The sequence below is a fragment of the Citrobacter sp. Cpo065 genome, assembly GCF_030332805.1.
Taxonomy (GTDB): Bacteria; Pseudomonadota; Gammaproteobacteria; order Enterobacterales; family Enterobacteriaceae; genus Citrobacter; species Citrobacter portucalensis.
Genome location: NZ_JAOWHC010000027.1, coordinates 1 through 14,773 on the forward strand (window position 1 = coordinate 1; position 14,773 = coordinate 14,773).

11 protein-coding genes are annotated in these 14,773 nt (G+C 51.5%); 9 read left to right on the forward strand and 2 right to left on the reverse strand.

The genetic code is table 11. The annotated features are described in order from the left end of the window. From tuf to rpoC, 9 genes are all read left to right on the forward strand, one after another. On the forward strand, positions 1-1,050 hold a 1,050-nt coding region (gene tuf, locus OGY68_RS05865), incomplete at its 5' end, for an elongation factor Tu (protein WP_063942044.1). Between the two features lie 230 nt (positions 1,051-1,280). After that, a complete protein-coding gene (gene secE / locus OGY68_RS05870) occupies positions 1,281-1,664 on the forward strand; it encodes a preprotein translocase subunit SecE (protein WP_003033128.1) in 384 nt (127 codons plus the stop codon). A gap of 1 nt (position 1,665) precedes the next feature. Beyond that, a complete protein-coding gene (gene nusG / locus OGY68_RS05875; protein ID WP_003033125.1) occupies positions 1,666-2,211 on the forward strand; it encodes a transcription termination/antitermination protein NusG in 546 nt (181 codons plus the stop codon). Positions 2,212-2,365: 154 nt separating this feature from the next. Continuing rightward, the gene (gene rplK, locus OGY68_RS05880; protein ID WP_003033122.1) at positions 2,366-2,794 is read left to right on the forward strand and encodes a 50S ribosomal protein L11; all 429 of its coding nucleotides are present in this window, start codon (positions 2,366-2,368) and stop codon (positions 2,792-2,794) included. 3 nt (positions 2,795-2,797) lie between these two features. Continuing rightward, positions 2,798-3,505 (forward strand): 50S ribosomal protein L1, encoded by a 708-nt coding sequence (gene rplA / locus OGY68_RS05885; RefSeq protein WP_003033119.1) that lies wholly within the window; start codon positions 2,798-2,800, stop codon positions 3,503-3,505. Between the two features lie 414 nt (positions 3,506-3,919). Further along, positions 3,920-4,417: a 50S ribosomal protein L10 gene (gene rplJ, locus OGY68_RS05890; protein WP_001207203.1), complete on the forward strand. Its 498-nt coding sequence runs from the start codon at positions 3,920-3,922 to the stop codon at positions 4,415-4,417. Positions 4,418-4,483: 66 nt separating this feature from the next. Further along, complete coding sequence (gene rplL, locus OGY68_RS05895; protein WP_003033114.1) at positions 4,484-4,849, forward strand: 50S ribosomal protein L7/L12; 366 nt, start codon at positions 4,484-4,486, stop codon at positions 4,847-4,849. Positions 4,850-5,169: 320 nt separating this feature from the next. After that, a complete protein-coding gene (gene rpoB / locus OGY68_RS05900; protein ID WP_003033111.1) occupies positions 5,170-9,198 on the forward strand; it encodes a DNA-directed RNA polymerase subunit beta in 4,029 nt (1,342 codons plus the stop codon). A gap of 76 nt (positions 9,199-9,274) precedes the next feature. Beyond that, positions 9,275-13,498, forward strand: a complete 4,224-nt coding sequence (gene rpoC, locus OGY68_RS05905) for a DNA-directed RNA polymerase subunit beta' (protein WP_003826919.1) — start codon at positions 9,275-9,277, stop codon at positions 13,496-13,498. A 102-nt stretch (positions 13,499-13,600) separates the two neighbouring features. Here rpoC and OGY68_RS05910 read toward each other — a convergent pair whose 3' ends face one another. Together OGY68_RS05910 and OGY68_RS05915 are read right to left on the reverse strand one after the other, a co-directional pair. Beyond that, entirely contained in the window at positions 13,601-13,918 is a 318-nt protein-coding gene (locus OGY68_RS05910; RefSeq protein ID WP_048215162.1) for a PTS lactose/cellobiose transporter subunit IIA, read from the reverse strand. Positions 13,919-13,922: 4 nt separating this feature from the next. After that, positions 13,923-14,228, reverse strand: coding sequence for a PTS sugar transporter subunit IIB (locus tag OGY68_RS05915; RefSeq protein WP_003033102.1), 306 nt, complete (start codon positions 14,226-14,228; stop codon positions 13,923-13,925). Positions 14,229-14,773: the final 545 nt, after the last annotated feature.

A 14,773-nucleotide genomic window follows, 5' to 3' on the forward strand; every position in this document is an offset into this window, starting at 1 on the left:
GCATTCGACCAGATCGATAACGCGCCGGAAGAAAAAGCTCGTGGTATCACCATCAACACTTCTCACGTTGAATATGACACCCCGACTCGCCACTACGCACACGTAGACTGCCCGGGCCACGCCGACTATGTTAAAAACATGATCACCGGTGCTGCGCAGATGGACGGCGCGATCCTGGTTGTTGCTGCGACTGACGGCCCGATGCCGCAGACTCGTGAGCACATCCTGCTGGGTCGTCAGGTAGGCGTTCCGTACATCATCGTGTTCCTGAACAAATGCGACATGGTTGATGACGAAGAGCTGCTGGAACTGGTAGAAATGGAAGTTCGTGAACTTCTGTCTCAGTACGATTTCCCGGGCGACGACACTCCGATCGTTCGTGGTTCTGCTCTGAAAGCGCTGGAAGGCGAAGCAGAGTGGGAAGCGAAAATCATCGAACTGGCTGGCTTCCTGGATTCTTACATCCCAGAACCAGAGCGTGCGATTGACAAGCCGTTCCTGCTGCCTATCGAAGACGTATTCTCCATCTCCGGTCGTGGTACCGTTGTTACCGGTCGTGTAGAACGCGGTATCATCAAAGTTGGTGAAGAAGTTGAAATCGTTGGTATCAAAGAGACTGCTAAGTCTACCTGTACTGGCGTTGAAATGTTCCGCAAACTGCTGGACGAAGGCCGTGCTGGTGAGAACGTTGGTGTTCTGCTGCGTGGTATCAAACGTGAAGAAATCGAACGTGGTCAGGTACTGGCTAAGCCGGGCTCTATCAAGCCGCACACCAAGTTCGAATCTGAAGTGTACATTCTGTCCAAAGACGAAGGCGGCCGTCATACTCCGTTCTTCAAAGGCTACCGTCCGCAGTTCTACTTCCGTACTACTGACGTGACTGGTACCATCGAACTGCCGGAAGGCGTAGAGATGGTAATGCCGGGCGACAACATCAAAATGGTTGTTACCCTGATCCACCCAATCGCGATGGACGACGGTCTGCGTTTCGCAATCCGTGAAGGCGGCCGTACTGTTGGTGCGGGCGTTGTTGCCAAAGTAATGAGCTAATTGCCGAATAACATTTGACGCAATGCGCAATAAAAGGGCATCATTTGATGCCCTTTTTGCACGCTTTCACACCAGAACCTGGCTCATCAGTGATTTTTTTTGTCATAATCATTGCTGAGACAGGCTCTGAAGAGGGCGTTTAGTCCGAAACGCACCAGAGCATTTCGGTTTGGATCGCCTCGCTTACGCGGGGTGAAAATGTTTGTAGAATACTTCTGACAGGTTGGTTTATGAGTGCGAATACCGAAGCTCAAGGAAGCGGGCGCGGCCTGGAAGCGATGAAGTGGGTTGTTGTCGCTGTATTGCTGCTTGTAGCTATCGTTGGCAACTACCTCTATCGTGACATGATGCTGCCGCTGCGTGCGCTGGCCGTAGTGATTCTGATTGCCGCAGCGGGTGGTGTCGCGCTGTTGACAACAAAAGGTAAAGCGACCGTTGCTTTTGCCCGTGAAGCGAGAACCGAAGTCCGTAAGGTCATTTGGCCAACTCGCCAGGAAACATTGCACACCACATTAATTGTGGCTGCGGTTACCGCAGTAATGTCACTGATCCTGTGGGGACTGGATGGTATTCTGGTTCGCCTGGTATCCTTTATCACTGGCCTGAGGTTCTAAGATGTCTGAAGCCCCTAAAAAGCGCTGGTACGTCGTTCAGGCGTTTTCCGGTTTTGAAGGCCGCGTAGCCACGTCGCTGCGCGAATATATCAAGTTACAAAATATGGAAGAGCTGTTTGGCGAAGTCATGGTGCCGACCGAAGAAGTGGTCGAAATCCGTGGTGGCCAGCGTCGCAAGAGCGAACGTAAATTCTTCCCGGGCTATGTACTGGTCCAGATGGTGATGAATGACGCAAGCTGGCACTTGGTGCGCAGCGTGCCGCGTGTGATGGGCTTTATCGGCGGTACATCTGACCGTCCGGCGCCGATCAGCGACAAAGAAGTTGATGCGATCATGAACCGTCTGCAGCAGGTTGGCGATAAACCGCGTCCGAAAACGATGTTTGAGCCAGGTGAAATGGTTCGCGTTAGTGACGGTCCGTTTGCTGACTTTAACGGTGTGGTTGAAGAAGTGGACTACGAGAAGTCCCGCCTGAAAGTCTCTGTTTCTATCTTCGGTCGTGCGACCCCGGTAGAACTGGACTTTGCCCAGGTAGAAAAAGCCTAAACAGCGATCAAAAAAGCGGCGATTTAATCGTTGCACAAGGCGCGAGATTGGAATACAATTTCGCGCCTTTTGTTTTTATGGGCCCTGTCCGTAAAACGAATTTAATCACGGGGAGCCTCCTTGAGGCGCTATAACCCAACTAGAGGAATTTAGAATGGCTAAGAAAGTCCAGGCCTACGTCAAGCTGCAGGTTGCAGCTGGTATGGCTAACCCGAGTCCGCCGGTAGGTCCAGCACTGGGTCAACAAGGCGTGAACATCATGGAATTCTGCAAAGCGTTCAACGCAAAAACTGATTCCATGGAAAAAGGTCTGCCGATCCCGGTTGTTATCACCGTTTACGCTGACCGTTCTTTCACTTTCGTTACCAAAACGCCTCCGGCAGCAGTTCTGCTGAAGAAAGCGGCTGGTATCAAGTCTGGTTCCGGCAAGCCGAACAAAGACAAAGTGGGTAAAATTTCCCGCGCTCAGCTGCAGGAAATCGCGCAGACCAAAGCTGCCGACATGACTGGTTCCGACATTGAAGCGATGACTCGCTCCATTGAAGGTACTGCACGTTCCATGGGCCTGGTAGTGGAGGACTAAGAAATGGCTAAACTGACCAAGCGTATGCGCGTGATCCGTGACAAAGTTGATGCAACTAAACAGTACGACATCAACGAAGCTATTGCTCTGCTGAAAGAGCTGGCCACTGCTAAATTCGTAGAAAGCGTAGACGTTGCCGTTAACCTCGGCATCGACGCTCGTAAATCTGACCAGAACGTACGTGGTGCAACTGTACTGCCGCACGGTACTGGCCGTTCCGTTCGCGTAGCCGTATTTGCCCAGGGCGCAAACGCTGAAGCTGCTAAAGCTGCAGGCGCTGAGCTGGTAGGTATGGAAGATCTGGCTGACCAGATCAAGAAAGGCGAAATGAACTTTGACGTTGTTATTGCTTCCCCGGATGCAATGCGCGTTGTTGGCCAGCTGGGTCAGGTTCTGGGCCCGCGCGGCCTGATGCCAAACCCGAAAGTTGGTACTGTAACCCCTAACGTTGCTGAAGCAGTTAAGAACGCTAAAGCAGGTCAGGTTCGTTACCGTAACGACAAAAACGGCATCATCCACACCACCATCGGTAAAGTGGATTTTGACGCTGACAAACTGAAAGAAAACCTGGAATCTCTGCTGGTTGCGCTGAAAAAAGCGAAACCGACTCAGGCTAAAGGCGTGTACATCAAGAAAGTTAGCATCTCCACCACCATGGGTGCTGGCGTTGCCGTTGATCAGTCCGGTCTGACTGCGACTGTGGCGAACTAATATTCGCCTTTACGTGGGCGGTGATTTTGTCTACAATCTTACCCCCACGTTTCTGCTAATTGCAGACGTATATCCGAGATATTCAGGCTGTGGCAAGGCGACAACTGAGTGAATCGCCAGGAGCATAGTTAACTATGTGACTGGTGTGAACGAAGGCAGTCAACGCCGTCACAGATTGAATAGCGACAGATAGACAAGATTTGTTCGTTGGAGCCTGGCCTATCCAGGCCTCCGTCGAAGACCGCAGGTGTTTCGTAAGAAACTTAATGCCCTGCGTAGACGGTGACAGAACGCTAAGATTATTTCTGATACTCTGGCTTGTTTCTGCTCACCGTATTTAGACGCTCTTTCCGTTGGGGAGAGTGAAGTGAGTTCCGGAACATGAGTTCCGGCAAACATCCAGGAGCAAAGCTAATGGCTTTAAATCTTCAAGACAAACAAGCGATTGTTGCTGAAGTCAGCGAAGTAGCCAAAGGCGCGCTGTCTGCAGTAGTTGCGGATTCCCGTGGCGTAACTGTAGATAAAATGACTGAACTGCGTAAAGCAGGTCGTGAAGCTGGCGTATACATGCGTGTTGTTCGTAACACTCTGCTGCGCCGCGTCGTTGAAGGTACTCAGTTCGAGTGCCTGAAAGACACGTTTGTTGGTCCGACCCTGATTGCATACTCTATGGAACACCCGGGCGCTGCTGCTCGTCTGTTCAAAGAGTTCGCGAAAGCGAATGCAAAATTTGAGGTCAAAGCCGCAGCCTTTGAAGGTGAATTGATCCCGGCATCGCAAATCGATCGCCTGGCAACTCTGCCGACCTACGAAGAAGCAATTGCACGCCTGATGGCAACCATGAAAGAAGCTTCGGCTGGCAAACTGGTTCGTACTCTGGCTGCTGTACGCGATGCGAAAGAAGCTGCTTAATCGCAGTTATCTTTCTCAAGCATCTGCTTACGTATAAACTTATTCTGATTTTCAGGAACAATTTAAATGTCTATCACTAAAGATCAAATCATTGAAGCAGTATCCGCTATGTCCGTAATGGACGTTGTAGAACTGATCTCTGCAATGGAAGAAAAATTCGGTGTTTCCGCTGCTGCTGCTGTAGCTGTAGCTGCTGGCCCGGCTGAAGCTGCTGAAGAAAAAACTGAATTCGACGTAATTCTGAAAGCTGCTGGCGCTAACAAAGTTGCTGTAATCAAAGCAGTACGTGGCGCAACTGGCCTGGGTCTGAAAGAAGCTAAAGACCTGGTAGAATCTGCTCCGGCTGCCCTGAAAGAAGGCATCAGCAAAGACGACGCAGAAGCACTGAAAAAATCTCTGGAAGAAGCTGGCGCTGAAGTTGAAGTTAAATAAGCCAACTTTTCTGGTTGCAGCCTAAGAAATTAGGCTGATGGCTGGTGACTTTTTAGTCACCAGCCTTTTTGCGCTGTAAGGCGCCAGTAGCATTTCACACTGTTTGACTACTGCTGTGCCTTTCAATGCTTGTTTCTATCGACGTCTTAATATACTGCGACAGAGCATCAGTTCTGTGTAAATCGCAATGAAATGGTTTAAGCGTGATAGCAACAGGCATTGCGGAAAGTATTCGATTTTCCGGTCAACAAAATAGTGTTGCACAAACTGTCCCTTCGTCGGACAGATGGGTCGACTTGTCAGCGAGCTGAGGAACCCTAATGGTTTACTCCTATACCGAGAAAAAACGTATTCGTAAGGATTTTGGTAAACGTCCACAAGTGTTGGACATACCTTATCTCCTTTCTATCCAGCTTGACTCGTTTCAGAAGTTCATCGAGCAAGATCCTGAAGGGCAGTATGGTCTGGAAGCAGCTTTCCGTTCCGTTTTCCCGATTCAGAGCTACAGCGGTAATTCCGAGCTGCAATACGTCAGCTACCGCCTTGGCGAACCGGTGTTTGACGTTCAGGAATGTCAGATCCGTGGCGTGACCTATTCCGCACCGCTGCGCGTAAAACTGCGTCTGGTGATCTACGAGCGCGAAGCGCCGGAAGGCACCGTAAAAGACATTAAAGAACAAGAAGTCTACATGGGCGAAATTCCGCTCATGACTGACAACGGTACCTTTGTAATCAATGGTACTGAGCGTGTTATCGTTTCTCAGCTGCACCGTAGTCCTGGCGTCTTCTTTGACTCCGACAAAGGTAAAACCCACTCTTCGGGTAAAGTGCTGTATAACGCGCGCATCATCCCTTACCGTGGTTCCTGGCTGGACTTCGAATTCGATCCGAAGGACAACCTGTTCGTACGTATTGACCGTCGCCGTAAACTGCCTGCGACCATTATTCTGCGTGCACTGAACTACACCACTGAGCAGATCCTTGACCTGTTCTTTGAAAAAGTTGTTTTCGAAATTCGCGACAACAAGCTGCAGATGGAACTGGTGCCGGAACGCCTGCGTGGTGAAACCGCTTCCTTTGACATTGAAGCTAACGGCAAAGTCTACGTCGAAAAAGGCCGTCGCATCACTGCGCGCCACATTCGCCAACTGGAAAAAGACGATATCAAACATATCGAAGTTCCGGTTGAATACATTGCTGGTAAAGTTGCGGCTAAAGACTACGTTGACGAATCTACTGGCGAGCTGATCTGCGCAGCTAACATGGAGCTGAGCCTGGATCTGCTGGCTAAGCTGAGCCAATCTGGTCACAAGCGTATCGAAACGCTGTTCACTAACGATCTGGATCACGGTCCGTACATTTCTGAAACTGTACGTGTTGACCCAACCAACGATCGTCTGAGCGCACTGGTAGAAATCTACCGCATGATGCGTCCTGGTGAGCCGCCGACTCGTGAAGCTGCTGAAAGCCTGTTCGAGAACCTGTTCTTCTCCGAAGACCGCTATGACCTGTCTGCGGTTGGTCGTATGAAGTTCAACCGTTCTCTGCTGCGCGACGAAATCGAAGGTTCCGGTATCCTGAGCAAAGACGACATCATCGAAGTGATGAAGAAGCTCATCGATATCCGTAACGGTAAAGGCGAAGTCGATGATATCGACCACCTCGGCAACCGTCGTATCCGTTCCGTAGGCGAAATGGCGGAAAACCAGTTCCGCGTTGGCCTGGTACGTGTTGAGCGTGCGGTGAAAGAGCGTCTGTCTCTGGGCGATCTGGATACCCTGATGCCTCAGGATATGATCAACGCCAAGCCGATTTCTGCAGCAGTGAAAGAGTTCTTTGGTTCCAGCCAGCTGTCTCAGTTTATGGACCAGAACAACCCGCTGTCTGAGATTACGCACAAACGTCGTATCTCTGCACTCGGCCCAGGCGGTCTGACCCGTGAACGCGCAGGCTTCGAAGTTCGAGACGTACACCCGACTCACTACGGTCGCGTATGTCCAATCGAAACGCCTGAAGGTCCGAACATCGGTCTGATCAACTCCCTGTCCGTGTATGCACAGACTAACGAATACGGCTTCCTCGAGACTCCGTATCGTAAAGTGACCGACGGTGTTGTAACTGACGAAATTCATTACCTGTCTGCTATCGAAGAAGGCAACTACGTTATCGCTCAGGCGAACTCCAACCTGGATGACGAAGGCCACTTTGTAGAAGATCTGGTTACCTGCCGTAGCAAAGGCGAATCCAGCTTGTTCAGCCGCGACCAGGTTGACTACATGGACGTATCCACCCAGCAGGTGGTATCCGTCGGTGCGTCCCTGATCCCGTTCCTGGAACACGATGACGCCAACCGTGCATTGATGGGTGCGAACATGCAACGTCAGGCGGTTCCGACTCTGCGCGCTGATAAGCCGCTGGTTGGTACCGGTATGGAACGTGCTGTTGCCGTTGACTCCGGTGTTACTGCAGTTGCTAAACGTGGCGGTACTGTTCAGTACGTGGATGCTTCCCGTATCGTTATCAAAGTTAACGAAGACGAGATGTACCCGGGCGAAGCAGGTATCGACATTTATAACCTGACCAAATACACCCGTTCTAACCAGAACACCTGCATCAACCAGATGCCTTGCGTATCTCTGGGCGAGCCGGTTGAACGTGGTGATGTGTTGGCAGACGGTCCGTCCACCGACCTCGGTGAACTGGCGCTGGGTCAGAACATGCGCGTGGCATTCATGCCATGGAATGGTTACAACTTCGAAGACTCCATCCTCGTATCCGAGCGTGTTGTCCAGGAAGACCGTTTCACCACCATCCACATTCAGGAACTGGCATGTGTGTCCCGTGACACCAAGCTGGGGCCAGAAGAGATCACCGCTGACATCCCGAACGTGGGTGAAGCTGCGCTCTCCAAACTGGATGAATCCGGTATCGTTTATATCGGTGCGGAAGTGACCGGTGGCGACATTCTGGTTGGTAAGGTAACGCCGAAAGGTGAAACCCAGCTGACGCCAGAAGAGAAGCTGCTGCGTGCGATCTTCGGTGAGAAAGCGTCTGACGTTAAAGACTCTTCTCTGCGCGTGCCAAACGGTGTTTCCGGTACGATTATCGACGTTCAGGTCTTTACTCGCGATGGCGTAGAAAAAGACAAACGTGCGCTGGAAATCGAAGAGATGCAGCTGAAGCAGGCGAAAAAAGACCTGTCTGAAGAACTGCAGATCCTCGAAGCTGGCCTGTTCAGCCGTATCTACGCTGTGCTGGTTTCCGGTGGTGTTGAAGCTGAGAAGCTCGACAAACTACCGCGCGACCGCTGGTTAGAACTCGGCCTGACCGACGAAGAGAAACAGAATCAGCTGGAACAACTGGCTGAGCAGTACGACGAACTGAAACACGAATTCGAGAAAAAACTCGAAGCGAAACGCCGTAAAATCACTCAGGGCGACGATCTGGCACCGGGCGTGCTGAAGATTGTTAAGGTGTATCTGGCGGTTAAACGTCGGATCCAGCCTGGTGATAAGATGGCAGGTCGTCACGGTAACAAGGGTGTAATCTCTAAGATCAACCCGATCGAAGATATGCCACACGATGCTAACGGTACGCCGGTAGATATCGTACTGAACCCGCTGGGCGTACCATCGCGTATGAACATCGGTCAGATCCTTGAAACCCACCTGGGTATGGCTGCAAAAGGTATCGGCGATAAGATCAACGCCATGCTGAAACAGCAGCAGGAAGTCGCGAAACTGCGCGAATTCATCCAGCGTGCTTACGATCTGGGTTCAGATGTTCGTCAGAAAGTTGACCTGAATACCTTCAGCGATGAAGAAGTTCTGCGTCTGGCTGAAAACCTGAAAAAAGGTATGCCGATCGCAACGCCGGTATTCGACGGTGCGAAAGAGTCTGAAATCAAGGAACTGTTACAGCTGGGTGGCCTGCCGACTTCCGGTCAGATCACACTGTTCGACGGTCGTACCGGTGAGCAGTTCGAGCGCCAGGTTACCGTTGGCTATATGTACATGCTGAAACTGAACCACCTGGTTGATGACAAGATGCATGCGCGTTCTACCGGTTCTTACAGCCTGGTTACTCAGCAGCCGCTGGGTGGTAAGGCGCAGTTCGGTGGTCAGCGCTTCGGGGAGATGGAAGTGTGGGCGCTGGAAGCATATGGCGCAGCATACACCCTGCAGGAAATGCTCACCGTTAAGTCTGATGACGTGAACGGTCGTACTAAGATGTATAAAAACATCGTGGACGGCAACCATCAGATGGAACCAGGCATGCCGGAATCCTTCAACGTACTGTTGAAAGAGATTCGTTCGCTGGGTATCAACATCGAGCTGGAAGACGAGTAACTCTCGATCAAACAGGTCACTGGTGCTGGCGTAACAGCCAGCGCCAGATTGTGCTAACTCCGACGGGAGCAAATCCGTGAAAGATTTATTAAAGTTTCTGAAAGCGCAGACTAAAACCGAAGAGTTTGATGCGATCAAAATTGCTCTGGCCTCGCCAGACATGATCCGTTCATGGTCTTTCGGTGAAGTTAAGAAGCCGGAAACCATTAACTACCGTACGTTCAAACCTGAACGTGACGGCCTTTTCTGCGCCCGTATCTTTGGGCCGGTAAAAGACTACGAGTGCCTGTGCGGTAAGTACAAGCGCCTGAAACACCGTGGTGTGATCTGTGAGAAGTGCGGCGTTGAAGTGACCCAGACTAAAGTACGCCGTGAGCGTATGGGCCACATCGAGCTGGCGTCTCCGACTGCTCACATCTGGTTCCTGAAATCGCTGCCGTCCCGTATCGGTTTGCTGCTCGATATGCCGCTGCGCGATATCGAGCGCGTGCTGTACTTCGAATCTTATGTAGTTATCGAAGGCGGTATGACTAACCTGGAACGTCAACAGATCCTGACTGAAGAGCAGTATCTGGACGCGCTGGAAGAATTCGGTGACGAATTCGACGCGAAGATGGGTGCGGAAGCTATCCAGGCTCTGCTGAAAAGCATGGATCTGGAGCAAGAGTGTGAAACTCTGCGCGAAGAGCTGAACGAAACCAACTCTGAAACCAAGCGTAAGAAGCTGACCAAGCGTATCAAACTGCTGGAAGCCTTCGTACAGTCTGGCAACAAGCCAGAGTGGATGATCCTGACCGTTCTGCCGGTTCTGCCGCCAGATCTGCGTCCGCTGGTTCCGCTGGATGGTGGTCGTTTCGCAACGTCGGATCTGAACGATCTGTATCGTCGCGTTATCAACCGTAACAACCGTCTGAAGCGTCTGCTGGATCTGGCTGCGCCGGACATCATCGTACGCAACGAAAAACGTATGCTGCAGGAAGCGGTTGACGCCCTGCTGGATAACGGTCGTCGCGGTCGTGCGATCACCGGTTCTAACAAACGTCCTCTGAAATCTTTGGCCGACATGATCAAAGGTAAGCAGGGTCGTTTCCGTCAGAACCTGCTCGGTAAGCGTGTTGACTACTCCGGTCGTTCTGTAATCACCGTAGGTCCATACCTGCGTCTGCATCAGTGCGGTCTGCCGAAGAAAATGGCACTGGAACTGTTCAAACCGTTCATCTACGGCAAGCTGGAACTGCGTGGCCTGGCCACCACCATTAAAGCCGCTAAGAAAATGGTTGAGCGTGAAGAAGCTGTCGTTTGGGATATCCTGGACGAAGTTATCCGCGAACACCCGGTACTGCTGAACCGTGCACCAACACTGCACCGTCTGGGTATCCAGGCATTTGAACCGGTACTGATCGAAGGTAAAGCTATCCAGCTGCACCCGCTGGTTTGTGCGGCATATAACGCCGACTTCGATGGTGACCAGATGGCTGTTCACGTACCGCTGACGCTGGAAGCCCAGCTCGAAGCGCGTGCGCTGATGATGTCTACCAACAACATCCTGTCTCCGGCGAACGGCGAACCTATCATCGTTCCGTCTCAGGACGTTGTATTGGGTCTGTACTACATGACCCGTGACTGTGTTAACGCCAAAGGCGAAGGCATGGTGCTGACTGGCCCGAAAGAAGCTGAGCGTATCTATCGCGCAGGTCTGGCCTCTCTGCATGCGCGCGTTAAAGTGCGTATCACCGAATATGAAAAAGATGAAAACGGCGAATTCGTTGCGAAAACCAGCCTGAAAGACACGACCGTTGGCCGTGCCATTCTGTGGATGATCGTACCGAAAGGTCTGCCTTTCTCCATCGTCAATCAGGCGCTGGGCAAGAAAGCTATCTCCAAAATGCTGAACACCTGTTACCGCATTCTGGGCCTGAAGCCGACCGTTATCTTCGCTGACCAGACAATGTACACCGGCTTTGCATATGCAGCGCGTTCAGGTGCATCTGTTGGTATTGATGACATGGTCATCCCAGAGAAGAAACACGAGATCATCTCTGAAGCGGAAGCTGAAGTTGCTGAGATCCAGGAGCAGTTCCAGTCTGGTCTGGTAACCGCAGGCGAACGCTATAACAAAGTTATCGATATCTGGGCTGCGGCGAACGATCGTGTATCCAAAGCGATGATGGATAACCTGCAAACCGAAACCGTTATTAACCGTGACGGCGTAGAAGAGCAGCAGGTTTCCTTCAACAGCATCTACATGATGGCCGACTCCGGTGCGCGTGGTTCTGCAGCACAGATTCGTCAGCTGGCCGGTATGCGTGGTCTGATGGCGAAGCCAGATGGCTCCATCATCGAAACGCCAATCACCGCGAACTTCCGTGAAGGTCTGAACGTACTCCAGTACTTCATCTCTACTCACGGTGCTCGTAAAGGTCTGGCGGATACCGCACTGAAAACAGCGAACTCCGGTTATCTGACTCGTCGTCTGGTTGACGTCGCGCAGGACCTGGTTGTTACTGAAGACGATTGCGGCACTCTGGAAGGCATCACCATGACCCCGGTTATCGAGGGTGGTGACGTTAAAGAGCCGCTGCGCGATCGCGTTCTGGGTCGTGTAACTGCTGAAGACGTTCTGAAGCCGGGTACGGCGGATATTCTGGTTCCACGCAACACGCTGCTGCACGAACAGTGGTGTGATCTGCTGGAAGAGAACTCCGTTGACTCCGTTAAAGTCCGTTCCGTTGTATCTTGTGACACCGACTTTGGTGTATGTGCGCACTGCTACGGTCGTGACCTGGCGCGTGGCCACATCATCAACAAAGGTGAAGCAATCGGCGTTATCGCGGCACAGTCCATCGGTGAACCGGGTACACAGCTGACGATGCGTACGTTCCACATCGGTGGTGCGGCATCTCGTGCGGCTGCTGAATCCAGCATCCAGGTGAAAAACAAAGGTAGCATCCGTCTGAGCAACGCGAAGTCGGTTGTGAACTCCAGCGGTAAACTGGTTATCACCTCACGTAACACCGAACTGAAACTGATCGACGAATTCGGCCGTACCAAAGAAAGCTATAAAGTGCCTTACGGCTCCGTTATGGCGAAAGGTGATGGCGAACAGGTTGCTGGCGGCGAAACCGTAGCAAACTGGGATCCGCACACCATGCCGGTTATCACCGAAGTGAGTGGTTTCGTCCGCTTCACTGACATGATCGACGGCCAGACCATTACTCGTCAGACCGACGAGCTGACCGGTCTGTCTTCTCTGGTGGTTCTGGATTCTGCAGAGCGTACTGCGGGTGGTAAAGACCTGCGTCCGGCACTGAAAATTGTTGATGCTCAGGGCAACGACGTTCTGATCCCAGGCACCGATATGCCTGCTCAGTACTTCCTGCCGGGTAAAGCGATTGTTCAGCTGGAAGATGGCGTACAGATCAGCTCTGGTGACACCCTGGCGCGTGTTCCGCAGGAATCCGGCGGTACCAAGGATATCACCGGTGGTCTGCCGCGCGTTGCGGACCTGTTCGAAGCACGTCGTCCGAAAGAGCCGGCAATCCTGGCTGAAATCAGCGGCATCATTTCCTTCGGTAAAGAAACCAAAGGTAAACGTCGTCTGGTTATCACCCCGGTAGACGGTAGCGAACCGTACGAAGAGATGATTCCGAAATGGCGTCAGCTCAACGTGTTCGAAGGTGAACGTGTAGAACGTGGTGACGTAGTTTCCGACGGTCCGGAAGCGCCGCACGACATCCTGCGTCTGCGTGGTGTGCATGCTGTAACTCGTTACATCGTTAACGAAGTTCAGGACGTATACCGTCTGCAGGGTGTTAAGATTAACGATAAACACATCGAAGTTATCGTTCGTCAGATGCTGCGTAAAGCCACCATCGAAAGCGCTGGTAGCTCCGACTTCCTGGAAGGCGAGCAGGTTGAATACTCCCGCGTCAAGATCGCAAACCGCGAGCTGGAAGCGAACGGCAAAGTGGGTGCAACGTTCTCCCGCGATCTGCTGGGTATCACCAAAGCGTCTCTGGCAACCGAGTCCTTCATCTCTGCAGCATCGTTCCAGGAAACCACGCGTGTCCTGACCGAAGCAGCTGTTGCAGGTAAACGTGATGAACTGCGCGGTCTGAAAGAGAACGTCATCGTGGGTCGTCTGATCCCGGCAGGTACTGGTTATGCGTACCACCAGGATCGTATGCGCCGTCGCGCAGCGGGCGAACTGCCAGCTGCACCGCAGGTAACTGCTGAAGATGCGTCTGCCAGCCTGGCAGAACTGCTGAACGCAGGCCTGGGCGGTTCTGACAACGATTAATCGTTGCCGACCATAATAAAAAACCCGCTTCGGCGGGTTTTTTTATGTCTATGTTATTTCTGATGGCGTTTATCAGGTCTACGAAGCCATCCGGCAGTGTCATTAATTTATCGGTGGTAACCGCCGATAAAGCTCAATCATATCGCCGGCCAGATCCTGAATCACCATGGCATTCATCAGGTGGTCCTGCGAATGGACGGTGATGAGATTAACCGGTAGTTTGCCAGTTCCTTCGTCAATACCGATCAGCTGGGTCTGGATTTTATGCGCTTGTTTGACGTATTCGCGTGATTCCGTCATCGCTTGTTCTGCACCGGAGAAATCACCTTTACGCGCCAGTTGCAATGCCGTCAGGGCCTGGCTGCGTGCAGCGCCAGCATTTACCAATAACTCCATGATGATCGTTTCTAACTCTTCCATACCATCACTCCAGTAGTTTCAGCGCCTTATCCAGTACCGCATCGCCTTTCATCATGCCGTAATCCATCATGTCGATAACGGCGACCTTTTTGCCTAGTGGGTCGGCGATCGCCTGTAGCTTGGCCTGTTCATACTTAACCTGTGGACCGAGCAAAACGATATCCGCTGTAGCGATATTCTCTTCAAACTCGGCCACCGGGACGGCTTTGATAGTGACGTCGACGCCTTTTTTCTGGGCGGCATCTTTCATCCTTTGCACCAGCATGCTGGTGGACATTCCGGCGGCACAGCATAAAACGATGTTTTTCATAAGCAGTCTCGATCAACATGTGTGAGTTGATAATTATCGCGAGCCAGCTATAGCAACAACTGCTTTGCAACGATTGTGTGCAAGGCATCACAAAGAAAGCCGCTTTTTCTGAAACCGGTTACAAAAAGAGGCAGAACCCTGCGATCTGGACCAGGGCCAGCGGCTTTTTGACTCGCTTATCACATGCTGGAATATATAATTACTGTCAATAAATACATGTTATAAAAAACAGTATTGACAGCGTTTTTTAAACCCGTATGTTAATATTTAACAGCGGAGAAATTGTAGTTTGCTGTTAACGTAGTAAGTGTTAGTAGAGCTTGATTGGGGTTTGCGATAAAGGCCACGAAGTATTTTTTGTATGGGATAGTCGATGCTGAAAACGCTATCTTTTCACTTCGACAATGCTTTCAGGCCACGTAGTTGATATATCTAATCGCAAAAAGTCAGTAAAACGCGACGATGTAACGCCATGATTTTATAGTAAATATTTGTGATTCTGCTTTTCTGGTTATCACAAGGGAAATAAGGCAACGCATCAAAGA